We start from the raw sequence: 23,077 nt of genomic DNA on the forward strand, positions 1-23,077 counted from the left end.
CCACTTCGTGAGCGTTCACGGTCGAACGCTCCGGGGACCCGGTATCGCTGTTTCCAACCCGATCTCAACGACGAGAGCAGGTAGTTTCGTGACGTCATCTCCATCGATCAGTCTCAGCAGGCGGGGGTTCCTCGCCGGCGCAGGTGCCCTCGGAGCCCTCGCCACCACCGCCTTGTTGGCCGGGTGCTCCACGAGCACCGCCATCTCCAAGGACCCTGACGAACTCGTCCTCTGGTACTGGAACCGGTCGCTCGACCCGAAGTTCCTGCGGCAGGCCGCCGGGGGGATCGCCGGGCAGGGGTCCAAGCGGCTCCGCCCCGACCTGATCGGCGGCGCCTCGTACGACACCAAGTTCCGGACGGCACTCGCCGGGAACGCGTTCATCCCCGACGTCCTCATGGTCAACTCGAACTGCTGGCTGTACTTCCCCGACGAAGACCTGTTCACCGACTTCGACGACCACGGCGGCGCGGCGAAGCGGGACGAGTACTACGACTGGAAGAGCGCGCTCGGCCGGACGCCGAGCGGCCGGCAGTGCTTCTGGCCCGTCGACACCGGACCGACCGGCCTCTTCTACCGGCAGGACGTCCTGGCGAAGGCCGGGCTGCCGACCGACCCGGACGAGGTCTCCGACGCGATCGCGACGTGGGACGGGTTCCGCTCCTTCGGCGCGAAGATCCGGAAGGGTGCGGACGCCGCGACGGTCATCACCGCAAACCAGCTCTTCAACCAGTACATCTACGCCAGCCCCACGCGGTACTTCGACCGCGACGACCAGCCGGTCTTCGAGCAGGACGACAGCTCGGTGCGGCAGGCGTGGGAGAACGCCGTCGCCTGCGTCCGTTCCGGCCTCACCGGCAACCTGCAGTCCGGCACTGACCAGAACGCCGGGTGGGTGTCCGGCCGGGTCGCAGGACAGATCGAGGGAGCGTGGTGGACGCAGGTCATCCACGACACTGCTCCCGACGCCGCCGGTACGTGGCGGGTCGCCCGGCAACCGGATCGCCCGGGCAACAGCTGCGGGTCGTTCCTCGCCGTCCCGAAGACCTCGAAGGACCCGGCCGCGGCCGCCGCGTTCGCGCAGTGGATCACCTCGCCCGAGGTGCAGTCGCACACGTACAACGACATCCAGCTGTTCCCCTCCACCCCGGCGTCGTTCGATAACGGGATCATGCGGAAGCCCGGCGACTACTTCGGCGACCGGGACCCGCTGGCGTTCTTCAACGCCTCGGCGATGGACGTCCCGGTGACGTACATCTCCAACTCCGAACGGTTCATCGGTGCGTTCGCGACCGAGATCACGAACGTCGAAGCCGGGGGCAAGGACCCGGACCGCGCCTGGCAGGACGCCGTCGACCAGACCAACCGGGTCCTCGACAAGCGGGGGGTCCGCGCATGAGCACCAAGCAGGCACCACCGACCACGAGCATCCCCGCGGTCGTCGGGACCCCGACGTCCTCCATCACCACCGCAGCGACCGGCAAACGGTACGGGTTCCGCCGGTTCTGGCCGCAGTACGTCGCGATCGCGCCGTTCTACGTGCTCTTCCTGGTGTTCGGGCTGTTCCCGATCGTGTTCTCGATCGTGCTGTCGTTCACCGACTGGGACGGGGTCGGCTCCCCCGCGTTCGTCGGTCTGGCCCAGTACCAGTACCTGCTCGGCGACCCGCGGTTCTGGAACGCCGTCGGCAACACGTTCCTCATCTGGGTCATGTCGACGATCCCGATGCTGTTCCTCGCGCTCGTGCTCGCGTTCCTGCTGCACGGCAACATCCGGGCGAAGGGCTTCTACCGCGTCGCGTTCTTCGTGCCGAACGTCACGAGCATGGTCGCGATGGCGATCGTGTTCGGCTCGGTGTTCTCCGACGGCTTCGGCCTGGTGAACGCGGCACTGCGCGCACTCGGCGCGGACCCGGTCGGGTGGCTGTCGTCGTACTGGGGCATCAAGGTCACCATCTCGGTGATGGTGATCTGGCGCTGGACGGGCTACAACGCGATCATCTACCTGGCCGGACTGCAGTCCATCTCGACCGAGTTGTACGACGCCGCCAAGGTGGACGGCGCGAACGCGTGGCAGATCTTCTCGCGCATCACCGTGCCGCTGCTGCGCCCGGTGATCCTGTTCACCCTCATCACGTCGACGATCGGTGGGCTCGGGCTCTTCACGGAGCCGCAGATCCTGTTCAACGGACAAGCGGTGGGCGGCCCCGACGAGGCCGGCATGACGATCGTGCTCTACCAGTACGAGCAGGCGTTCAACCAGTTCGACTTCGGGTACGGCTCGGCGATCGCCTGGGTGCTGTTCCTGTTCTCCGTGGTGTTCGCGATCATCAACTGGCGTCTGCTCAGTGAACGCGACGGCCTGAAGACCCCACGACGACTCCGCGTGGCCCGCACGGTCCGCACCAGCACGAAGGGGGTCGACGCATGACCGCGACACCGACCACGACGACGACCAACACCGCCGCGGCACTCGGCCGACCGGGGGCCGCAGGGAACGACCGCGGCCGCGGGTTCCGCCGCGGCTGGCTCGGGACCGCCGTCACGCACCTCTGCCTGATCATCGGGGTGCTGCTGTCGATCTTCCCGTTCTGGTGGCTCCTCGTGATGTCGACGTCGACGAACGCCGAGATCTTCGGCTACCCGCCGTCGCTCTGGTTCGGGGACAACGCCCTCGCGAACGTGGCGTCCGTCTTCAGCAACGTGGACATGCTGCGGGCACTCCTGAACACCGTGCTCGTGGCCGGCAGCACCGCCGTCCTGGTCATGCTGTTCGACTCGCTCGCTGCGTTCGCGTTCGCGAAGTACGAGTTCCCGTTCAAGCGCACGCTCTTCACCGTCATGCTCGCCACGTTCCTGGTGCCCGGCAGCCTGTCGCTGGTGCCGAGCTTCGTGCTCATGGCGAACCTCGGGTGGATCGGTGGTCTGCAGGCGCTCATCATCCCGGGGGCGGCGAACGCGTTCGGCATCTTCCTGCTCCGGCAGTTCGCCACCTCGTCGATCCCGAACGAGGTCATCGACTCGGCCCGGGTGGACGGAGCGGGTTTCTTCCGCACCTGGTGGTCGGTGGCGGTCCCGATGCTCCGCGGCGGGCTCGCGTTCCTCGGCATCTTCACCTTCATCACCGCCTGGAACGACTACGTCTGGCCGCTCATCGTCCTCATCGACCCGAAGGGACAGACCCTGCAGGTGGCCCTGGCCGGACTGAGCTCGGTGAACGCGACCGACCTCGGGGCGGTGATGGCCGGCGCCGTGATCAGCGTGTTCCCGCTCATCGGCGTGTTCATCATCGGCTCGCGCCACTTCATCGCCAACATCGCCGCCGGAGCGCTGAAGGGCTGACGGGCCGAGTGCCCCGACCGGCAGGGTGCAGGCGTCGCGGGACGGCCCGCGACGCCTGCACCTGCTCGTGCACAACTCCTCCTAGACTCGTGCCCATGGCCAGTGCCCGCGACCGCGTCCTCGACAGCTTCGTCGCCATCGTGTGCGAAGACGGCGAACGTCCCGCGACGCTCGACGCCGTCGCCGCCCGCGCCGGTGTCTCCAAGGGCGGGCTGCTGTACCACTTCGGCTCCAAGGCGGCCCTGGTCGAGGGGCTGTGCGAGCGTCTCTCCGACCTGTCCGCGATCGACGTCGAGCGCATGGCCGAGGCCGAGGACGGTGCCGCCCGCTACTTCGTCCGAAACTGCCTGTTCGTCGGCAGCGAGCTCGACCTCGCGCTCCTCGCCGCGAGCCGCCTGCAGCAGGCCGGCTACGAAGAAGCGGGCCGGACCCTCGACGACACCGAGAACGCGTGGCTCGTGACCCTCGTCGACGCCCTCCACGACGAGCCCACCGCCCAGGCGGTCAAGCTCCTCGGCGACGGCCTGTACCACCAGGCCTCCCTCGGTGCCGCGAGCGACGGTCGACCGAAGCGCAGCACCGTCGACATGGAGGCGCTCCTCGCCGTCGTGGACCGTCTGATCGCGACGAAGCCCGGCGCGTGAACGACCATCCCCGTTCCTGGGGATAGACTTGGCGACGTTCCACTCGTCGACACCCGGAGGTATCCCGTGGGCCGCGTCATCGCCGCTGTTTTCTCGATCCTGCTGCTGCTGGTGTCGATGTACCTGTTCGGGTTCGCGTTCCAGGTCGACTCAGGCCAGGCGTTCATCTTCATGGGTGGCCTCATCCTGATGACCCTCTCCTTCTTCCTGCCGATCCACGTGTTCGGCAAGCGGTAACCACTCCGCCGACGCAGAACGGCCCCGCACCTCTCGAGGTGCGGGGCCGTTCCGAGTGCGGGCGCCGTGTGAACCAGCCGCGCTAGGCGAGCACGCGCAGCGAGCGCAGCGTCACCGCGGTCGCGACGGCGGCGTGCACGGCCTCGGCGCCCTTGTCCTCCTTCGAGCCGGGCAGCCCGGCCCGGTCGATGCCCTGCTGCTCGTCGTCCAGGGTCAGCACGCCGAACCCGACGGGCTTGCCGGTGTCGATCGCCACGCGGGTGAGCCCACTCGTGGCGGCGTCGGACACGTACTCGAAGTGCGGGGTGCCGCCCCGGATGATCACGCCGAGCGCGACCGCGGCGTCGAACCCGGCCTCGAGGGCGGTCTTCGCGACGACGGGCAGCTCGAAGCTCCCCGGGACCGGGAACACCGACGCGGTGGCGCCGAGCCGTTCGACCTCGCGCTGCGCCCCGGCGAGGAGGCCCGCCGCGATCGTGTCGTGCCACTGCCCGGCGACGATGGCCACCCGGATCCCGGTGCCGTCGACGTGGTCGCGGTCCGCCGCGCCTGCTCCGCTCATCGTGCTGTTCCTTCCGTGGACAGGGCAGCTGCTGCCGTTGTCCGGTCTGCCGCGTCCAGCCACTCGACGAGCGCGGCGATGGTGATGACGGGTACGCCCTCGCGCGCCCCGAGTGCGACGAGCGCCGGCAGCCGCATCATGCTGCCGTCCTCGTCGACGATCTCGCAGATCGCCGCGGCAGGCCGGAGCCCGGCTGCGGTGACGAGCTCGATCGCGGCTTCGGTGTGTCCCGCACGTTCGCGGACCCCGCCCGGTCGTGCCCGCAGGGGGACGACGTGGCCGGGGCGGTGCAGGTCGTCGCGCACGGAGGTCGGGTCGGCGAGGACCCGCAGCGTGCGCGCTCGGTCGTGGGCGCTGATGCCCGTGGTGACCCCGACGGCTGCGTCGACGGTGACGGTGTACGCGGTGCCGCGGACGTCCTCGTTGTGCTGGACCATCGGCGGCAGGTCGAGGGCGTCGGCGATCTCGACGCTGACGGGCGCGCAGATGAACCCCGACGAGTGCGCCACGGTCCAGGCGATCCACTCCGGCGTCGCGAGCTCGGCGGACAGGATGACGTCGCCCTCGTTCTCGCGGTCCTCGTCGTCGACGACGATCACCGGGCGGCCGGCCGCGACCGACGCGATCGCGAGTTCGATGCTCGACGAGCCGAGCGTCTGCGGGACCGAGGCGACCATCACCGGGCCTCCGATCCGACGGGCTCGAACGAGCCGACGGGCTCGGACGAGCCGACGGGCTCGGACGAGCCCGCGGGCTCGAGCGAGCCCGCGGGCTCGAGCGAACCGACCGCGGCGTCGAGCCGCAGCATCCGGCGCACGTGCCGCGCGAGCACATCGGTCTCCACGTTCACCCGGTCCCCCGGCACGCGCAGGCCGAGGGTCGTGGCCTCGAGCGTCTCCGGGATCAGGCTGACCTCGAACCAGGCGGCGTCCGGCGCGGTGTCCTCGGGCGAGACGGCGCTGACGGTGAGCGAGACGCCGTCGAGCGCGATCGACCCCTTGTCGACGACGAGCGGGCTGAGCGCCGGCGCGAGCGAGAACCGCACCCGCCGCCAGCCGTCGCCGTCCGCGGTCTCGAGCACGGTGGCGGTGCCGTCGATGTGGCCCTGCACGATGTGGCCGCCGAGCCGGTCGCCGACCGACGCCGCGCGCTCGAGGTTCAGGCGGTCGCCCACCCGCAACGCTCCGTGCGCGCTCATGTCGAGCGTCTGCTTCATGACGAACGCGGTGAAGGAGTCGGGGGTCTGCTCGACCACGGTGAGGCAGACGCCGCTGGTGGCGATGGAGTCGCCGTGGCTGGCGTCCGCGACCACGATCGGCCCGCGGACGGTGAGCGCGACGGAGTCGCCGTGCTGCTCGACGGCGGTGACGGTGCCGAGTTCCTCGATGATGCCGGTGAACACTGGTGTCCTCTCAACGGGACTCCGGGGGTGTTCGACGATCGTCGGCATCGACGGACGGGTCGTCCCACGCAGGATGGGTCGTCTCGTCCGCCAGCGCGCCTCCCATCCGGACTCTCACCGTCGGTCCCGGAGTTTCACCGAGTCAACCTCTGCCGGGTTCGCACCCGTCATCAGTTCGTGGACTGTCACCACCGGTTCGGAATTGCACCGACCCCGGAGCGCTTGCGTAGTCGGAACGATACCCCAGACCGGTGACCGACGCGTCGGGCCGGAGCGGGGCACGTAACGGGGCGACGCGGCGCACGACCGGGAGCCCGGGGCGGGCCCGCACCGCGCCTCCCGTCCGCCGCCCGGTCGCGTCCACCGCACCGGCCCGTCGACCGTGCCGCCTCAGCCGCGTCCGCGCGCGAGCGCGACCGCCTGCCGCAAGGACAGGTCCGGCAGGTACGCCCGGACGACCGCGAGGCCGATCGACGGCAGCGCGACCGGGTCGGGGTAGGCGAGGACGAGCGGGTGCAAGTCGGGGCCGAACTTCTGCTTGAACCGGAGCAGCGACCGGAAGCCGTAGACCGGTTCGAGGACTCCCCCGACGAGCTCGAGCAGGCTCTGCACGCCGTCGCTCGGTGCAGCGTTCTCGCCCGCCTGCGCGAGCGGTGCCGCCGACAGGCTGAGTCGTTCGACGCCGTCGTCGCGCATCCGTTCGGCGGCGCTCGCGACGAGGAACTCCATCACGCCGTTCGGCGCGGCCTCGGTCCGGCGCATGACGTCGAGGGTCCAGCCGACGACCCGCCCCTCGCGGTGGCTCGGCAACCAGCTCGTCACGGCGAGCACCCGCCCGGTGGCGTCCTGCGCGACGAGCGTCCGGACGGCGGGGTCGCGCATCTCGTCCACCCCGCCGAGCGTGAAGCCCATCTCGGGGAGCTCGCGCTCGGAGACCCACTCCTCCGAGATCGCCTCGATCTGCCGTGCCGTCGACGGCGGCAGGTCCTGCCAGGACGACCAGGTGGCGGTGATGCCCTCGCGGCGGGCCCGGTTCACGGCGGTGCGGACGTCCTGCTTGCGCTTGCCCGTCGTCGTCCACGTGCGGGGGTCGAGGTCGGCGTCCTCGGCGACCGGCAACGTCGACCACCCCTGCGTCGTGAGCAGCTCGGCCGTCCCGGCGTCGATGCCGTAGAAGACCGTCGTCCACCCGTTGTCGTCGCAGTACCGGGCGAAGTCCGTCATCGCGGCGGCGCGGGCATCCGGGTAGCCGAACGGGCCACCCACGGTGACGGCCACCCCACCGTTGCGCCGGAACGCCACCCCGGCGCGCCCGTCGGCCGCGAACCAGTAGGCGTTGCCGCGCCAGGTCGTCATCCACCCGAAGGTGTCGCCGCCGCCCGCGAGCACCAGCGCCCGGGCCCGTTCGCGGTCGGACCGGGAGCCGTCCGCGTCGGTGTCGGGTTCCACTGCGCCGGTGGGCCGGACCGCGGCGAGCGCGACGACGAACCAGAGCACGGGGCCGGCGAGTCCGATCACGATGCGCAGCGCCGTGCCGAGTGAGGGCAGTTGCTCCCAGAAGGTCAGCGGCGAGAGGGGGCCGAGGGCGGCGACGGCGAGCCGGAGCGGGTCCTCGACGTGCTCCGGGGCCGACGCCGCGAACACCGCGACGGTGCCGACCACGACGGCGACCGCCGCGACGACGGTCACCGCGAAGGCGACCACACGCCGCCGTGAGGGCAGCACGGTGAACGACCGGCGCCGGAGCACGAGGACGGCCGCGGTCGCGAGGGGCACCACGATCGACGCACCGACCGACAGCGCCGTGACGAACTCGTCGGCGGTGCCCTGCAGCCCACCGGCCCGCGCCGGCAGCACCCCGTAGGTCACCGCGGCCGCGACCGCCGTCACCACGTCGACCGCCACCACGAGCCAGACGGCGAACCGGCTGCCCCGGAAGAGCCCGAGGCCGCCCACCACGAGGACGAGCAGCGGCGCGATGGCGAGCAGCAGCGTCCACGGGTCCGTCGCCCGGTACGCGAGCAGCGCGCGGAGGCACTGCCCAGCGGCCCCGTCGGTGCCGCAGCCGCTCACGGGGGTGACCGGCCCGGTGCCGAGCACCGCGGCGATCGGCGCGAGCAATCCGATCCGTGCGCGGGAGACGAGCGCCACCACGGGGCCGATCGCCGACACCAGCACGACCGTCCCGAGCAGGACCCGGGTCTCGCGGTGCGAGCTGCGCACCCATCCGCCGCGCTCCGGGGTGCGGCGGAGCAGCTCACCGAGCACCCACCCCGCGGCGGCGGCGAGCACCGCGTACAGGTCGGAGGCGTGTCCGGCGTAGAGCAGGAGCGCGGCCACGACGGCGAGCGCGTTCACCCGGATGCGTCGTCGCCAGAGCGGTCCGGCGAACGCGCTCGCGGTGACGATCGTCCCGACGATCGCGGTCCAGGGGTCGAAGGCCGTCGCCCGCCCGAGCAGCAGGCCGGTGAGGTCGCGGCCGTCCGTGTCGACGAACGCGGTGAGCGCGCCGGCCGCGGTGCCGACGACCGTGGTGACGACGAACGCCAGGGCGGTCCGCCACGACCCCATCAGCCGCTCGGCGGCACCGACGAGGACGACGACGCCGGCGATCGTGGTGAGCAACGCGACCGCGCCGGTGGACGCCGCGAAGATCCGGAAGGGCCCGTACGAGGCCGGGTCGGCACCGTGCAGCACCCGGACGACGATGCCGAAGACCGCGGTCGCGACCACGAGGAACGTGATGGCGGCCGTCACCGGATGCCGGACGAGGGCGGAGCGCACCCCCTCATGGTGGTGCCGGCCGGCCGTTCGGACAACTCCGGGCACGGTGACGAGGGGCGCCGGCGGTGCGACGCCCCTCGGTCACCTGCTGTCAGCGCGTCCCGTCGGTGTCGACCGCCGAGTGCCGGCGACGGAGCACGAGCGTGCCCGCCCCGGCGAGCAGCAGCAGGAGCGCGAACCCGACGGGGACGACCGGCGAGGTCGCTCCCGTGTAGGCGAGCGCGGTCGCGCCGTCACCGGCGGCACTCACCGTGTCGGCCACCGTCCGAGCGACGGCCGAGATCCCGCTGGTCGCGGCGGCCGTGGTGGTCACCACACCCTCCGTGGAGGCCCGGGTCGGCCCGTCCGCGCCGGTGGCACCGGCCGGGGTGGTCACGGTTCCGGGCACGGTGCCGTCGCCGGCGTCCGTCCCGTCACCGGGGGTCGTGCCCGGGTCCGTACCGGGGTCGGTGCCCGGGTCCGTACCGGGGTCCGTGCCGTCGCCCGGGGTCGTGCCCGGGTCCGTACCCGGGTCTGTGCCGTCGCCGGGCGTCGTGCCGGTGCCCGGCGTGGTGGCGGTACCGTCGCCGACGACGCCGATGCCGTTCCCACCGATGGTGATCGGCAGGCTGATCACCGGGACCACCTGGGTGCCGGAGAGCAGGCCACCGTCACCGGAGGTCGCACCCCCGGCGGACGGGGTCGTGCTGCTCGGGGTGGTGCCCGCCGGGGTCGCCCCGCCGGTGCTGGTGCCGTCGCCGACCACGCCGATGCCGTTCCCGCCGATGGTGATCGGGACCGCGACCACCGGGGCCACCTGGGTGCCCGAGGCGGTGCCGTCCGCCCCGTCCGTCGTGCCACCGGCAGCCGGAGCCGGACCGGCAGCCGTGCCGGTGCCCGCGGCGGGCGTCGTGCCCGCCGAGGTGCCGTCACCGAGTAGCCCGATGCCGTTGCCGCCGATCGTGACCGGGACGTCGACCAGTCCGCCGACCTGCGTGCCGGAGAGCAGCCCGTCGTCGCCGGACGTGCTCGGCGTGGTCGTGGCCGGAGCGGCCGGTGCCGGCGTCGCCGCCGGGCCGGACCCCGCAGCGGTGCCGTCCCCGAGCACCCCGATGCCGTTGCCGGACACCGTCACCGGGACCGACACGACCGGGGCGACCTGGGTCCCCGAGGCTGTGCCGTCCTCACCCGAGGTGACCGGTGCCGGAGCAGCGGGCTCGGCCGGTGCTGCCGGGGTGGAGGCCGCCGGGGTGGGCGGCGTCGTGGTCGACGCCGCGTCACCGCCGACGGCGACCGCGTTGCCACCGACCGTGACGGGGACGGTCACGGCGCCGGCGATCTGGGTCCCCGAGCCGGTGCCGTCCGAACCGGACGTGGTCGGAGCAGCGGCGGCAGCCGGAACCGGAGCAGCCGGAGCAGGCGCAGCCGGAGCAGCAGCCGGGGCCGACACCGCGTCGCCACCGACGGCGACGGCGTTGCCACCGACGGAGACCGGGGCGGTCACCGCCGGCGCCACCTGGGTGCCGGAGGCCGTGCCGTCGGCGCCCGAGGTCGTCGGCGCGGGAGCTGGGGCCGGTGCAGGAGCGGCGGCTGGAGCTGCAGGAGCCGCGGGCGCCGCGGCGGGCGAGGTCACCGACGACACCGCGTCGCCGAGCACCCCGAGGGCGTTGCCGGTGAGGGACACCGGAGCGTCCACCGACGGAACCACCTGGGTTCCGGACACGGCGCCGTCCGCTCCGGAGGTCGTGGCAGCGTTCGCCGCTGCCGCCCCTCCGAGCGTGAGGCCGCCGACGAAGAGGGCGAACCAGAGCCCTCTCGAGACGTACTTGTTCATGGTCGTACTCCCTGATCGAGATCGTTGGCCGACCGCGGTCGCGGGTCGGTGTGTGTGCGTGCCTGCCGTGCCGGACAGGCGCACCGATCTCAGTCAGGGGCGACGTCGTGCTCGCCGACGACCGATGCGGGGACCGCGTCGTCGGAGAGCGTGCCGCGAGACCCCGCGGCGAGGGAGACGATGTCGTCGGTCGAGCCGACGATGCCGACGGCTGCGACGCCGCCGGGAGTCGAGGTGGCACTGCCCCCGAGGACGCCCGCGCCGCCCTGGCGGTCGGACGGCGCTCCGTGGCCGTCGCCCGGCTCGGGGACGAGCAGGGCGGTGCCGCCCAGCGTCGCGTCCTGCACGGCACCAGCGACGGGGCCGGCGAGCGGTCCGGTCACGAAGGTGGACGGCGTGGTCACGCCCGACCGGCGTCCGGCGTCAGGAACGGACGCTCCGTCCGCGCCCGTCGACGCGACCGTGGGCACGGACGGGGTCCTCGCCGGGGCGGCCGCCAGCGGCGGTCGCGCGGACGGGACAGCTGAGCCGGGCACGCCGGACGGGGTGGTGCCGACGACGACCGGAGGTGCGGGGACGTCGATGACGGGATCCGTGCCTCCTGGCAGGACGCCACCGACCGACGGGACCACGCCCGCGACGACGTCGGGGACCTGTCCGACGATCGTGCCGACACCGCCGAGGGTGTCGTCGACCAGGCCGGTGACCGGAGCGGTGACCGTGCCGAGGGTGTCGCCGCCGACGACGGGGCCGACCACCGGGACGCTGCCGACCACGTGGTCGACAGTGTCGACGACCGTGGTCACGGGTCGCGCGTCGGCGATCGTCTGCACGGTCCCGGTGACGGGGCGCAGTGCCGTCGCGACGGTGTCGGTGACGGGCCGGGAGGCGGTGCCCACGTGCTCGACGACGCCCTGCACCAGGTGCGTGGCCGGCTCGGCCGCAGGGGCGGTCGTGGCCGGCACCGCGGGCGCGGTCGCCGGAGCGGCGGGGGCCGGAGCTGCGGGAGCCGGAGCTGCTGGGGCGGGGGCGACGGGAGCCGGCGCGGGCGCGGGCGCTGCCGGGGGTGCCGGGGCCGGCTTCGGGGGTGCCGGTGCCGGTGCCGGTGCTGGTGCTGGTGCCTGCTTCGGAGCTGGCGCAACCGCTGCGCGGACGGGGTCCACGACGCCGCCGACGACCTGTCCGACACCGCCGGACACGTCGTGCACGGTCTCGCCGAGCCCGTCGACCACACCGCTGACGATCCCGCGCTGCTGCGTCTGGGCGGGCGGAGTGGACGCGGCCTCGGCAGCCGAGGCCGGACGGGCCCCGAACGCCAGGGACAGCAGCACGAGGGCAGCGAGGGTCCCGACGCCCAGCAGGGCGATCCGGAGCACCGCGAGCCAGGGGGCGCGCGACGTCGTGTCCATGCGCTCACCTCCTGAACTCGGCTGCGCACGTAGAGTGGTTGACCGGCAATGTACGCCGGTCCGCTCCGGAACGCACCCCGTTCTGGAAGAAATTCTCAGGAAAGGCCGTCCGTGGTCTCGATCTTCTCCGCCCCGACCCGCAACCTGGACATCGTCACGCTGCACGAGATCCTCCGCCTGCGACAGGACGTCTTCGTCGTCGAGCAGGGGGCCGCGTACGGCGACATCGACGGGCGTGACCTCGAGCCCGGCACCGTGCAGTTCTGGGCGGGTCAGGGCTCGGTGGACGCCACGCTCCGGCTCCTGCGCGAACCCGACGGCACCGAGCGCATCGGCCGGGTCGTCACGGCGGCGCACGCCCGCGGGCAGGGTCTGTCGGGGCAGCTGATCGAGGCCGCGATCGCCGAGTCCCGCTCCGCGAGCATCGCCCTCGGCGCCCAGTCGCACCTCGAGCAGTGGTACGCCCGCTTCGGGTTCGTGCGCTCCGGGGACGAGTACCTCGAGGACCGGATCCCGCACGTCCCGATGACCCGGCAGCGCTGACCGGACCGGCGCGTCAGGCGCGTCCGCGTGGGCGGGCTCGTCAGGCGCGCCAGCGGCGGAGCTCGTCGAACGAGCGGCCCTGCGTGGACCGGTCGGCGACGAGCCGCTCGAACACGATGTTCGTCTGGGTCGTCGCCACCGACGGGTCGCCGCTGAGCTCGTCGGCGACGAAGTCCCGCAGCTGCTCGGTCGACTCGCACGCGATGTGCACGAGGAAGTCCTTGTCGCCGGCCAGGAACGAGACGTCCTGCACGACGGGCACCCGGAGCAGTCGCTTCGCGAAGTCCCGGAGTTCGTGGCGGGCCGCAGCGTGGACCCGGACGGAGACCATCGCCTCGATCGAGAAGCCGAGGCGCGCGATGTCGACCTCGGCCCGGTAGCCGCGGATCACCCCGGCGTCCTCGAGGGCCCGGACCCGGGTCAGGCACGTCGACGGCGCGATGCCCACCGCGGCGGCGAGCCGGTTGTTCGGGATCCGGGCGTCGCCGGCCAGGGTCCAGAGGATGCGCTCGTCGACCTCGTCGAGGCGCGGGGCGGGGTCGGGACGGCGGGCTGGTCGGTCGGACACGGCTCGACGCTACCGCGACGGTGCGAGCAGGGCGCGGAGCGCGTCGTCGAGTGCCCCGGCCACGACGTCGTCGTCGGCCGACGCGAGCGGCTCCACCGCGGTGGACCGCCGGAGCATCGTCATCCCGAGCACCACCGACAGCGCGATCTCGGCCCGGACGAGCAGTTCCTCGGTGACCTCGCCGCCGACGGCCGTGGCGAGCCGTTCCGCGTACCGGCGGAGGGTCTCGCGGCGGATGGCGTCGGCACCGTCGTCGCCGGAGGACCGGAGCAGCAGCATGAGCTGGAGGGAGTCGTCGTCGGTCGGCGCGCGGACCACGTGCGAGACCAGGCCGGCCAGCGCGCGCTCGAGGCCGCGCTCGACGGGCTGCTCGGCCCCGAGGTCCTGCACCACCCGGTCGAGGCAGGCGCGGAACAGCCCCTCCTTCGACCCGAAGTAGCGGTTGATCAGCGCGACGTTGACCCCGGCGTCGGCGGCGATGTCCCGCACCGTCGTCGCCTTGTACCCGTCGAACGCGAACCGGTGCCGCGCCGCACGCACGAGCAGCAGTCGGGTGGCGGCGGCGTCCTTGCTCATGGGTCGAAGCGTACCGGCCAGAACCGGGATGTAAGCAAGTGTTGACATCGCGTGAGAACTGCGTACCCTCGTCGAGTCAGCAATTGTTTACATCACCCGAGACACGGAGCACGATGACCGACACCATGCAGAGCCCCCGCACGGGCTCGCACCCCACCACCGCCGGACACCGGCCGAACAGCACGGCGATCATCGTCTACCTGTCCCTCGGCGGTCTGTCGTTCGCGGTCCTGCAGTCGCTCGTCGCCCCGGCGCTGTCGACCATCGGACAGGACCTCGGCGCCTCGACGAGCGCGACGAGCTGGGTGCTCACCGCCTACCTGCTCTCCGCGTCGGTGCTCACGCCGATCCTCGGTCGCCTCGGCGACATGATCGGCAAGCGCAAGGTCCTGATCGTCGTGCTGTCGATCCTGCTCGTCGGCGCCGTGCTGGCCGCGCTGGCACCGAACCTCGGCGTCCTCATCGTCGGCCGTGCGCTGCAGGGCGCCGCCGGCGCGGTGATGCCGCTGTCGATCGGCATCGTCCGCGACGAGCTGCCGAAGGAGAAGGTCAGCGTCACGATCGGTCTGCTCTCCGCGATCTTCGGCATCGGCGCTGGCGTCGGCATCGTCGCCGCCGGCCCGATCGTCGAGCATCTGTCGTGGCACTGGCTGTTCTGGCTGCCCGCCGTGCTCGTCGTCATCGCCCTGCTCGGCGCGATCTTCGGCATGCCGGAGTCGCCGGTCCGCAAGCCCGGCCGCCTCGACATGGTCGGCACGTTCGTCCTCGCCGTCTCGCTCGTGTCGATCCTGCTGGCCGTCAGCGAGGGCGAGACCTGGGGCTGGGGTGACGGCAAGACCATCGGCCTGCTGGTCCTCGGCGCCGTGGCACTGGTCGCGTTCGTCCTGGTCGAGCTCCGCGTCGCCGAACCGCTCATCGACGTCCGCCTGTTCGCCGTCCGCGGCGTCTGGACGGCCCACGTCGTCGCGCTCGTCTTCGGCTTCGCGATGTTCGGCACCTTCGTGCTCGTGCCGACCCTGCTGCAGCTGCCGAGCGCACTCGGCTACGGCTTCGGCAAGGACGTCACCCAGGCCGGTCTCTTCCTGCTGCCGACCGTCCTGATGATGATCGTCGCCGGGCCGATCGCCGGCATCCTCGTCCGCAAGGTCGGTCCGAAGCCGCCCATGCTGCTCGGCGGGATCGCCATCGTCGCGGCGTTCCTGCTGCCCGCGATCGCGCACGGTGAGCTCTGGCAGGTCGTCGTCTCCGGCGTCCTGACCGGCATCGGCATCGGCCTGGCCCTCGCCGCGTGCTCGAACGCCATCATCGAGAGCGTCCCCGCGAACCAGACCGGCGAGGCCATCAGCGCCAACACCGTCGTCCGTACGATCGGCTCGAGCGTCGGCACCGCGGTCATCGCGGCGCTCATCACCTCGCACAGCACCCCGCAGGGTCTGCCGACGGACGACGCCTTCACCATCGGGTTCTGGGCGTGCACCGGCGTGGCGGTCCTCGCCGTGCTCGCCGCGCTCGCGGCCCCGTCGATGCGCGCGCGCCGCGCAGCGGCGGCGGCCCGTGGCATCGACGACCTCGAGGAGATCGCCGAGTAGGGCTCTCGGCCCGACCACCCCGGGAGGCCCGTCCTGCGTCGTCGACGCGGGGCGGGCCTCCCGGCGGTCGCGCCCACCGCCACCGGCGGCTCCGCAAGCTGGGAAGCGACCGAGCACGCCGCCGCCGACGTGACGATCATCGGACCGGACGCGTCACAGCAGGTGGACGCGATCACCGCGCCCCGGACAGGAGACCCATGAGCACCACGGACCACGACGACACCACGACCAGCAGCAAGCCGTCCTTCCGCGACACGGTCACCGCCGGCCTGGTGCAGAAGGCGCTGGAACCCGTGCTGCGCGCCGTCCGTGACGAGGTGGCCTCGGCTCGGCGGGAGATCAGCGAACGGGCGAACGGCGCGAAGACCGGGCTGGTGCTCACCGGCGCCGCGGTGGCCTTCGCACTGACCACACTCGTGCTGCTTGCCGGCCTCGTGGTGGCGCTCCTGGCCCTGGCACTGCCGATCTGGGCCGCGACGGGGATCACGTTCATCGTGTTCGCCGTCGTAACCGCGATCCTGTTCGTCGTCGGACTCCGAGGCATCCGACGGGGCGTGCCGCCGGTGCCGAAGGACACCCTCCGCGCAGCGAAGGACCGTGTCACGCACACGGGCGACGCGTCGCCCACGACCGACTGAGCCCCGACAGCGCTCGAGCGCTACATCGCGAGGGTCATGCCGACGACGGCGACCGTCATCGCGAAGACCTCGCCGCTGCGCACGGCCCGGCGGTCCTCCTGCGCCCACTCGTACCGCAGGAGCCACCCGCTGAACGCGCAGTAGCCGATCACGCCGGCACCGAGCACCGCGGACAACGCGATGCCGTGTCCCGCGTGCCCGTCGGCGACGCCGGTCGCGTGGCCCATCAGGAGCATGCCGGCCATCACGACCGCCGACAGCGCGCGGTGCACGTCCATCGGCTCGGCGCGGCGGCCGTCGGCACGGCGTCGGCGCATCACCGGCAGCGGTGCGAGCAACAGCAGGAGCGTCGCCGCGAAGAGCGTCCACACCGCACCCGCGTGCACCACGGGCATGAGCATCGCGACGAGCATCACCGCAGCCGGCACGATCACGCCGGGGCGCGGTCGGTAGCGGTCACCGACGATGCAGCACACCGACGCGAACTGCGGCACGACGAGCATGGCGTCGGCGACGGTCTCGTGCACGGCGGGTCCTCAGCTGCGGCGGCGCGGTGCCGGGCGGGTCAGTCCTCGGCGCGGGCAGCGGCCTTGGCGGCGCGCTCCTGCTTCACACGGGCGTTCTCGACGTGCACGGCGGCCTGCGTCTCGCGCTCACGGACGAGCCACTCGGGCTTCTGCTCGAGCAGCGTCTTGATCTCCGCCGTGGTGAGCGCGTCGTCGATCCCCGCACGGGTCAGCCCCGAGATCGAGATGCCGAGCTTCTGCGCCACGACGGGTCGCGGGTGCGGGCCGTCGCGTCGGAGGTCCTCGAGCCACGTCGGGGGTTCGGTCCGGAGCTCGTCGAAGGCGGTCCGTGTGACGGGAGCGCCCTGGAAGGACTCCGGAGCGGCCGCCAGCAAGATGCCGAGCTTCTTCGCAGCCGTTTCGGGCTTCATGGTCTGTTCCTGCGCCATGCCCCCTAGAGTACGGCCCCTATGCTCGTCTGCATGACCGCGGCACTCACCATCGCATTCGTGCCCGGGGTCTCCCCGGCCAAGTGGGCCCGTGTCTGGCGGGATCGACACCCCTCGATCGAGCTGCGACTGCGGCCGATCGGGTCCGACGACGTCGACGACACGCTCGCCGGCGAGGTCGACATGGTCTTCGCACGCATGCCCGTCTCCGACCAGCACAACGCCATCCCGCTCTGGACTGAGACCGCCGTGGTCGCGATGCCGAAGGACTCCCCCCTCGCCGACCTGGCCGAGGTGGACCTCGCCGACGCCGAGGTGCACGTCGTCGACGCCGGTCCGGTGCCGGCCGACATCGCCGCCGCGCTCGACCTGGTCGAGGCGAACGTCGGCGTGGTCGTGCTCCCCCAGTCGCTCTTCCGCGCGGCGAGCCGCAAGGACCTCGTCGCGCGCCCGCTCTTCGGCGCCCCCGGCACGCAGATCGCGCTGGTCTGGCGTGACGAGGACGCCACCGAGACCACCGAGGAGTTCATCGGCGTGGTGCGCGGACGCACCGCCAACAGTTCGCGGAACCAGCCGACCGGCACCGATCGCGACGTCGAAGAGGCCCTGCGTGCGGCAGGCGGCGGTTCCAAGGCCGGTGGCGGCTCCGACGGGTCGGGCAAGGGCGCAGCAGGCAAGGGCGGGTCGGCCAAGGGCGGAGCGGGTGCCGGAGGCGCCGGCGGCAAGGCGAAGGCCAAGTCGCCCGGCAGCGGCAAGTCCGGCAGCGGCAAGAAGTCGAACACCGGCAAGGGCCCAACCCCCGGCCGCGGGAAGATGCGCGGCAAGCCGAGCCGGGGTTCGAAGGGCAACCGATGACGGACACGCGCCTGCAGGAGATGCCGGCCACGCGCCTCCCGGCCTGGCTCGACCGGACCATGGCCGAGTACGTGGCGTCACGGATGCAGGCGGGCGAGACCCGCGAACAGGCCGAGGCGAACAAGCAGAAGTCGCTCGACCAGTGGTTCCCGGGCGGGTCCCCGGCCGACGGGCACCTGGTGTGGGACGTCCTCGACCAGGACGACACCACGGTCGGGTACCTCTGGATCGGGCCGTTGGCTCCGGGCGGGACCGACTGGTGGGTGTTCGACGTCGAGATCGACGAACCGCACCGTCGTCGCGGATACGCCCGACGTGCGCTCGAGCTCGGCCACCAGGCCGCAGCGGAGCACGGCGCGACGAGCATCGGGCTCAACGTGTTCGGCTACAACACCGGCGCGCAGGACCTGTACGCCTCGCTCGGGTACGAGGTCACGGCGACGCAGATGCAGAAGCCGCTGGCCTGAGGGTTCTGCCGCTGGGTTCAGCCGCGTCGTCGCGGCAGGTGCTTCGTCAGGGCAGCTGCGTCGTCACGGCAGGACGGCAGCCGCTGCGCGGGTGACCCGGTCCCCGCGCGCTGCCTCGGCCGCAGCCCGTGCACGGGCGACCACGACGGCGTCGGCGCGCTCCGCGGAGCCCGCGTCGAACGGCGGCTGCGGGTCGTACTCGATCTGCAGCTGGATCGCCTCGGCCGCTGCCTGCCCCGCGAGCTCGGCCGCCAGCCACAGCGCCATGTCGATGCCCGCACTGACGCCGGCCGCCGTGACGACGGCACCGTCGTCGACGATCCGCTCGTCGACCGGTTGCGCACCGAACGCCTCGAGCATCGGCTTCGACGCCCAGTGGGTCGTCGCACGCTTGCCGGCGAGGAGTCCCGCGGCACCGAGGACGAACGCGCCCGTGCAGACCGAGGTCACCCAGGTGGCGCGCTCGGCCTCGCGCCGGACGAACCCGATGACCTCGGGGTCGAGCATCGCGTCGAAGGCACCGTCACCGCCGGGGACCACGAGGACGTCCGCCGGACCCGCGTCGGCGATGGTCGTCGTCGGGACCAGCGCGAACCCGCAGTCGGTCGGCACCGGGTTGAGCGTCGCCGCCACGTACTCGACGCGTGCGCCGGGCACCCGGGAGAGCACCTGCGCCGGGCCGGTGAAGTCGAGCTGCGTCAGGTCCGGGAAGAGCAGGAAGGCGATCCGAACCTCGGCGGGGTCGTGACCCGGCGCCGTCGCCGCGTCCCCGGCCGTGTCCGGCGCGGGGGCGGGCACGTCGACGGGCACGTCGACGACGTCGGCGTCGACCGGGTGGACAGGACGCACGCGCGGGTTCGGCTGGTCGGTGCTCATGCCGCGACCCTAGCCCGGTGCCCTCGCCGGCGGTGGGGTCGGCGTCCTGGTCAGTTCCAGACGCCCGAGGTCCCGCGCCGGTGGCTGCCGAGCAGGTGCGTGTCGACGATGCCGAGCGCCTCCATCAGGGCGTGCATCGTGGTCGGACCGACGAACGCGAAGCCGCGCTTCCGCAGTGCCTTCGACAGTGCGACGGACTCGTCGGAGGTCGTCGGGACCTGGGCGTACGACTCCGGTTCGGGCGTCGTCGCCGGACGGAACGACCAGACGAAGTCGGACAGCCCGCCGTCCTGCCGCAGGGCGACCGTCGCGTTCGCGTTCGTGATGGTCGCGAGGATCTTCGCCCGGTTCCGGACGATGCCGGCGTCGGCCATCAGCCGAGCGACGTCGTCCTCGCCGAAGCCCGCGACGGTGTCGGGGGCGAAGTCCGCGAACGCCGCACGGAACGCCGGACGCTTCGCCAGGATCGTGCGCCAGGACAGGCCGGACTGGAATGCCTCGAGTGACAGCCGCTCGAACACCCCGCGCTCGTCCCGGACGGGCATGCCCCATTCGGTGTCGTAGTAGTCGCGGAGCAGCTCGTCCGTCGATGCCCACACCGGCCGGGCGAGTCCGTCGTCGCCGATCACCAGGTCGGAGTGGGGCGCGGGCTCGGTGGCTGCGGGCTCGGTGCTCATCGCACCATCCTGGCGTGCGCCGCCGATACCCTCGTTGCCGACCGTGTGGTCACTCGGCCGGCGGGCCGTCCTGGGCGGCCTGCGGGTCCATCCACACGTACTCCCACCGGTGGCCGTCCGGGTCGGTGAAGCTCCGCTGGAACATGAAGCCGAGGTCCATCGGCGCGCGGTCCTCGCTCCCGCCGGCCGCGACGGCGGCGTCGACGATGCGGTGCACCTCGTCCTTCGACCCGGCGGTGAGCGAGTTGATGACCTCGACGGTGCCGGCGTCGGCGATCGTCTTGTCGGTGAAGTCGGCGAACTTCGCGTGGGTGAGCACCATGACGTAGATCGTGTCGCTGATGACGATGCACGCAGCGGTGTCGTCGCTGAACATCGGGTTGATCGAGTAGCCGAGGGCTTCGTAGAACGCCTTCGAACGGTCGAGGTCGGTGACGGGCAGGTTGATGAAGACCATCGTGTCCATAGGGAGGTTCCTTTCGTCACGCTCAACCTGGCCCGTGGCGCGGTGATGCGCAACCGTTCCGTCGCGGTACGGACTGATACGCGATATTCTGGACCGATGCGGGCGTACGTCGATGAATCGGAGCCGGGCGGCGGGCGCGATCACACGACGTACGTCATGGCTGCCGTGGTCATCACGGCGTCCGCCTGCGAAGCGGCACGTGTGGACGTGCGGGCGGCGGGGCACGAGATGACGGCGACCGGTCGATGTTCGATGCCCTTCGACGACGAGGAGTCGGCGTTCCGGTGCGACACGAGCACGTCCGCGGGGTCGATGAACCACTGGTCGCACTGGCTGATCTTGCTTGCGGTGCGCACGTGGCGGGCCTCGACGACGAGCTCGACAGCACCCTTGTCCGCGTGGGGTGAACGACCCTGGACAGCGCAAAACCCCGGTCCCGCGCTGGCTGCAGGATTCTCCGGGGCTCACTTTCGACCGAGCAGCACGCGGTCGACATATCAATTTTACGAGTCCAGCGCGGGCCACGTCAAGTGATCCAGGACACCGACTCGGAACGACGAAGCCGCTGTCGTGCGACAGCGGCTTCGTCGCCCCGGGTCGGCTCAGTGGCGCGCGACCGAGGTCAGGCGGACGCGCGGCCCTCGCCTGCGGCCTTCTGGTCGGCCTCGGCCTCGGCCTGGCCGATGATGTCCTCGGCCGGCACCGGGTTCAGGCGGTCCCAGAGGAAGAACAGCAGGCCGCCGACGAGCATCGACAGTCCGACCCACAGGTTGATGTGGATGCCGCCGGTCTTCTCGGGGTCGGTGTCCCAGTGGACGATGCCGACGATCGTCACGATGACGCCGTAGAGCACGAACAGGCCGCCGAGGATGCGGCGCAGGTCGAGACGACGGGTCGAGCGGACGAGGGCGGCCTTCTGCTCCTCGGTCAGCGCGCCGGGGGTGGTGGTGTCACTCATGGTCGGTGATCTCCTTCGCGGATCAGAGGAACGGCAGGTACAGGACGACGCACAGGATCAGTGCGACGGTGCCGAGCAGTGCGGGCGAGCGGTACCAGGCGGTGTCGGTCGCGACGGAGTCGCCGTGCAGGTCGATCTTGCCGATGCCGTAGACCAGACCGCCGAGCTCCTTCTCGTCCTTGGGCGTGGTGAACATCGAGACGATGAACCCGACGATCAGGACGGTCACGAACGAGATGATCGCGCCGTACAGGGTCTCGGCGGTCGCCGTGGCGAACAGGTCCGGGTTCACGAGGTACGCGATCCAGGTGATCGTCGGCGTGACGATGCCGAGCACGTAGCCCCAGAGCGCACCCTGCGTGGTCATCCGCTTCCAGAGCAGGCCGAGGATGAAGACGGCGAACAGCGGCGCGTTGAAGAACGAGAACAGCGTCTGCATGTACGTCATGATGTTCGACGCCTGGGCCGCGATGAACGCGGTCGCGATGCCCACCAGGACGCCGACGACGGTGACCCAGCGACCGGTCTTCAGGTAGTGGATGTCCGGCATGTTCGGCTTGATGTAGCGCTGCCAGATGTCGTACGTGAAGACGGTGTTGAACGACGAGACGTTGGCCGCCATGCCGGCCATGAACGACGCGAGCAGGCCGGTCACCGCGACGCCGAGGACACCGGTCGGCAGGTACATCTGGATGAGCTTCGGGATCGCGTCGTTGTAGGTGAGCGAGCCGTCGGCGAACTGGTTGCCGACGACCGCCGCGGCGATGAGACCGGGGATCACGACGATGGCCGGGATGAACAGCTTCGGGATCGCGGCGATGAGCGGGGTCCGGCGTGCCGCGGACATGTTCTTCGCCGAGAACGCGCGTTGCACCTCGGTGAAGTTGGTGGTCCAGTAGCCGAAGCCGAGGACGAAGCCCAGGCCGAGCACGATCGCGAGCCAGTTGGCGCCGATCGGGTTGGTCACATCACCGAAGCCGGTGCCGGCCCACGCCTGCAGGTGCTGCACGCCTTGGGTCTTCACGATGGCAGACGACAGTCCGTCCCAGCCGCCGACGCGGTGCAGACCGACGATCGTCAGCGGGATGAGCCCGGCGATGATCACGAAGAACTGCATGACCTCGTTGTAGATCGCGCTGGAGAGCCCGCCGAGGGTGATGTAGACGAGCACGAAGCCGGCGGACACGACGATGGCCAGCCACTCCGGCCAGCCGAGCATCGCCTCGATGACGATGGCCATGGCGTAGAGGTTGATGCCCGCGATGAGCACGTTCGACACCGCGAACGCGATCGAGTTCACCAGGTGCGGGGCCTTGCCGAAGCGGCGGAGCATGAACTCCGGCACCGACCGGACCTTCGAGCCGTAGTAGAAGGGCATCATCACGAGCCCGAGGAACACCATGGCCGGCACCGCGCCGACCAGGTAGTAGTGCAGGGTCGCCATGCCGATCTGGGCACCGTTGGCGGCCATGCCGAGGATCTCGGTCGCACCGAGGTTCGCGGACACGAAGGCCAGGCCCGTGATCCACGCCGGCATCGAGCGCCCGGACAGGAAGAAGTCCATGCTCGTCCGGACCTGTTTGCGGGCGGTGAACCCGATCCCGATGACGACCGCGAAGTACACGATGACCATCAGGTAGTCGACCCAGCCCAAGTCGAGCCGGATCCCTTCGTTCGCTGCAGCGAGAACCATTCAACATCTCCACGTCAGTGTGTT

General features: G+C 71.6%; 26 protein-coding genes and 1 riboswitch. Of the genes, 10 read left to right on the forward strand and 16 right to left on the reverse strand.

Annotation, left to right across the window (positions count from 1 at the left end; genetic code table 11):
* Nucleotides 1-88: 88 nt before the first annotated feature.
* The 5 genes from EDF47_RS03015 to EDF47_RS19695 all read left to right on the forward strand — a co-directional run bounded on the left by EDF47_RS03015 (nt 89) and on the right by EDF47_RS19695 (nt 4,222).
* Entirely contained in the window at nt 89-1,399 is a 1,311-nt protein-coding gene (locus EDF47_RS03015; RefSeq protein ID WP_243833992.1) for an ABC transporter substrate-binding protein, read from the forward strand.
* Complete coding sequence (locus EDF47_RS03020; RefSeq protein WP_132100037.1) at nt 1,396-2,430, forward strand: sugar ABC transporter permease; 1,035 nt, start codon at nt 1,396-1,398, stop codon at nt 2,428-2,430. Before EDF47_RS03015 ends, EDF47_RS03020 begins: the two co-directional genes overlap by 4 nt.
* On the forward strand, nt 2,427-3,341 hold the full coding sequence (locus EDF47_RS03025) for a carbohydrate ABC transporter permease (protein ID WP_123292072.1): 915 nt from the start codon (nt 2,427-2,429) through the stop codon (nt 3,339-3,341). The genes EDF47_RS03020 and EDF47_RS03025 overlap by 4 nt, the downstream gene beginning before the upstream one ends.
* A gap of 95 nt (nt 3,342-3,436) precedes the next feature.
* Complete coding sequence (locus EDF47_RS03030) at nt 3,437-3,985, forward strand: TetR/AcrR family transcriptional regulator (RefSeq protein WP_123292071.1); 549 nt, start codon at nt 3,437-3,439, stop codon at nt 3,983-3,985.
* 66 nt (nt 3,986-4,051) lie between these two features.
* Nucleotides 4,052-4,222, forward strand: a complete 171-nt coding sequence (locus EDF47_RS19695; RefSeq protein WP_159574085.1) for a hypothetical protein — start codon at nt 4,052-4,054, stop codon at nt 4,220-4,222.
* Between the two features lie 82 nt (nt 4,223-4,304).
* On the opposite strand, the gene ribH is transcribed toward EDF47_RS19695, so the two are convergent.
* The 6 genes from ribH to EDF47_RS19700 all read right to left on the reverse strand — a co-directional run bounded on the left by ribH (nt 4,305) and on the right by EDF47_RS19700 (nt 12,192).
* On the reverse strand, nt 4,305-4,784 hold the full coding sequence (gene ribH, locus EDF47_RS03035) for a 6,7-dimethyl-8-ribityllumazine synthase (RefSeq protein ID WP_123292070.1): 480 nt from the start codon (nt 4,782-4,784) through the stop codon (nt 4,305-4,307).
* On the reverse strand, nt 4,781-5,461 hold the full coding sequence (ribB, locus tag EDF47_RS03040) for a 3,4-dihydroxy-2-butanone-4-phosphate synthase (protein WP_123292069.1): 681 nt from the start codon (nt 5,459-5,461) through the stop codon (nt 4,781-4,783). The genes ribH and ribB overlap by 4 nt, the downstream gene beginning before the upstream one ends.
* The gene (locus EDF47_RS03045) at nt 5,461-6,186 is read right to left on the reverse strand and encodes a riboflavin synthase (protein ID WP_243833993.1); all 726 of its coding nucleotides are present in this window, start codon (nt 6,184-6,186) and stop codon (nt 5,461-5,463) included. Before EDF47_RS03045 ends, ribB begins: the two co-directional genes overlap by 1 nt.
* A 90-nt stretch (nt 6,187-6,276) precedes the next feature.
* A riboswitch (FMN riboswitch) is annotated at nt 6,277-6,411 on the reverse strand.
* A 165-nt stretch (nt 6,412-6,576) separates the two neighbouring features.
* On the reverse strand, nt 6,577-8,970 hold the full coding sequence (locus EDF47_RS03050; RefSeq protein WP_123938591.1) for a DUF2156 domain-containing protein: 2,394 nt from the start codon (nt 8,968-8,970) through the stop codon (nt 6,577-6,579).
* A 91-nt stretch (nt 8,971-9,061) separates the two neighbouring features.
* Nucleotides 9,062-10,783 (reverse strand): hypothetical protein, encoded by a 1,722-nt coding sequence (locus EDF47_RS03055; protein ID WP_133937873.1) that lies wholly within the window; start codon nt 10,781-10,783, stop codon nt 9,062-9,064.
* Between the two features lie 89 nt (nt 10,784-10,872).
* On the reverse strand, nt 10,873-12,192 hold the full coding sequence (locus EDF47_RS19700; protein WP_131879343.1) for a hypothetical protein: 1,320 nt from the start codon (nt 12,190-12,192) through the stop codon (nt 10,873-10,875).
* Nucleotides 12,193-12,303: 111 nt separating this feature from the next.
* On the opposite strand from EDF47_RS19700, the gene EDF47_RS03065 reads away from it, so the two are divergent.
* Entirely contained in the window at nt 12,304-12,735 is a 432-nt protein-coding gene (locus EDF47_RS03065; RefSeq protein WP_111084314.1) for a GNAT family N-acetyltransferase, read from the forward strand.
* A gap of 40 nt (nt 12,736-12,775) precedes the next feature.
* Here the strand turns inward: EDF47_RS03065 and EDF47_RS03070 are convergent, their stop codons facing one another.
* On the reverse strand, nt 12,776-13,303 hold the full coding sequence (locus EDF47_RS03070; RefSeq protein WP_123292064.1) for an Lrp/AsnC family transcriptional regulator: 528 nt from the start codon (nt 13,301-13,303) through the stop codon (nt 12,776-12,778).
* Nucleotides 13,304-13,312: 9 nt separating this feature from the next.
* Entirely contained in the window at nt 13,313-13,879 is a 567-nt protein-coding gene (locus tag EDF47_RS20295) for a TetR/AcrR family transcriptional regulator (RefSeq protein WP_132100035.1), read from the reverse strand.
* 113 nt (nt 13,880-13,992) lie between these two features.
* Between EDF47_RS20295 and EDF47_RS03080 the strand changes: the two genes are divergently transcribed.
* Nucleotides 13,993-15,468, forward strand: coding sequence for an MFS transporter (locus EDF47_RS03080; RefSeq protein ID WP_123292062.1), 1,476 nt, complete (start codon nt 13,993-13,995; stop codon nt 15,466-15,468).
* Nucleotides 15,469-15,665: 197 nt separating this feature from the next.
* Nucleotides 15,666-16,106 (forward strand): phage holin family protein, encoded by a 441-nt coding sequence (locus EDF47_RS03085; RefSeq protein ID WP_131845725.1) that lies wholly within the window; start codon nt 15,666-15,668, stop codon nt 16,104-16,106.
* 20 nt (nt 16,107-16,126) lie between these two features.
* Here the strand turns inward: EDF47_RS03085 and EDF47_RS03090 are convergent, their stop codons facing one another.
* Together EDF47_RS03090 and EDF47_RS03095 are read right to left on the reverse strand one after the other, a co-directional pair.
* The gene (locus tag EDF47_RS03090; protein WP_123292060.1) at nt 16,127-16,633 is read right to left on the reverse strand and encodes a hypothetical protein; all 507 of its coding nucleotides are present in this window, start codon (nt 16,631-16,633) and stop codon (nt 16,127-16,129) included.
* A 38-nt stretch (nt 16,634-16,671) separates the two neighbouring features.
* Nucleotides 16,672-17,061 carry a DUF5997 family protein gene (locus EDF47_RS03095; protein WP_123292059.1) on the reverse strand — a complete coding sequence of 130 codons (390 nt, stop codon included), beginning with the start codon at nt 17,059-17,061 and terminating at the stop codon, nt 16,672-16,674.
* Nucleotides 17,062-17,094: 33 nt separating this feature from the next.
* On the opposite strand from EDF47_RS03095, the gene EDF47_RS03100 reads away from it, so the two are divergent.
* Nucleotides 17,095-17,916, forward strand: coding sequence for a LysR family transcriptional regulator substrate-binding protein (locus EDF47_RS03100; RefSeq protein ID WP_159573285.1), 822 nt, complete (start codon nt 17,095-17,097; stop codon nt 17,914-17,916).
* Nucleotides 17,913-18,383: a GNAT family N-acetyltransferase gene (locus tag EDF47_RS03105; protein ID WP_131879349.1), complete on the forward strand. Its 471-nt coding sequence runs from the start codon at nt 17,913-17,915 to the stop codon at nt 18,381-18,383. Before EDF47_RS03100 ends, EDF47_RS03105 begins: the two co-directional genes overlap by 4 nt.
* A 63-nt stretch (nt 18,384-18,446) precedes the next feature.
* On the opposite strand, the gene EDF47_RS03110 is transcribed toward EDF47_RS03105, so the two are convergent.
* The 6 genes from EDF47_RS03110 to EDF47_RS03135 all read right to left on the reverse strand — a co-directional run bounded on the left by EDF47_RS03110 (nt 18,447) and on the right by EDF47_RS03135 (nt 23,053).
* Nucleotides 18,447-19,259, reverse strand: a complete 813-nt coding sequence (locus tag EDF47_RS03110) for a DJ-1/PfpI family protein (protein ID WP_207906677.1) — start codon at nt 19,257-19,259, stop codon at nt 18,447-18,449.
* A 50-nt stretch (nt 19,260-19,309) separates the two neighbouring features.
* Complete coding sequence (locus tag EDF47_RS03115) at nt 19,310-19,936, reverse strand: DNA-3-methyladenine glycosylase I (protein WP_131879351.1); 627 nt, start codon at nt 19,934-19,936, stop codon at nt 19,310-19,312.
* A gap of 49 nt (nt 19,937-19,985) precedes the next feature.
* Nucleotides 19,986-20,402 (reverse strand): VOC family protein, encoded by a 417-nt coding sequence (locus EDF47_RS03120; RefSeq protein ID WP_131845730.1) that lies wholly within the window; start codon nt 20,400-20,402, stop codon nt 19,986-19,988.
* A gap of 140 nt (nt 20,403-20,542) precedes the next feature.
* Nucleotides 20,543-20,758, reverse strand: coding sequence for a hypothetical protein (locus EDF47_RS03125; RefSeq protein ID WP_131879353.1), 216 nt, complete (start codon nt 20,756-20,758; stop codon nt 20,543-20,545).
* Nucleotides 20,759-21,024: 266 nt separating this feature from the next.
* Nucleotides 21,025-21,360 (reverse strand): hypothetical protein, encoded by a 336-nt coding sequence (locus tag EDF47_RS03130; RefSeq protein WP_111084327.1) that lies wholly within the window; start codon nt 21,358-21,360, stop codon nt 21,025-21,027.
* A gap of 22 nt (nt 21,361-21,382) precedes the next feature.
* On the reverse strand, nt 21,383-23,053 hold the full coding sequence (locus EDF47_RS03135; protein WP_123292052.1) for a sodium:solute symporter family protein: 1,671 nt from the start codon (nt 23,051-23,053) through the stop codon (nt 21,383-21,385).
* Between the last annotated feature and the right edge of the window lie 24 nt (nt 23,054-23,077).

Origin of the sequence: Curtobacterium sp. PhB190, from assembly GCF_004365385.1 — a bacterium.
Classification (GTDB): domain Bacteria; phylum Actinomycetota; class Actinomycetes; order Actinomycetales; family Microbacteriaceae; genus Curtobacterium.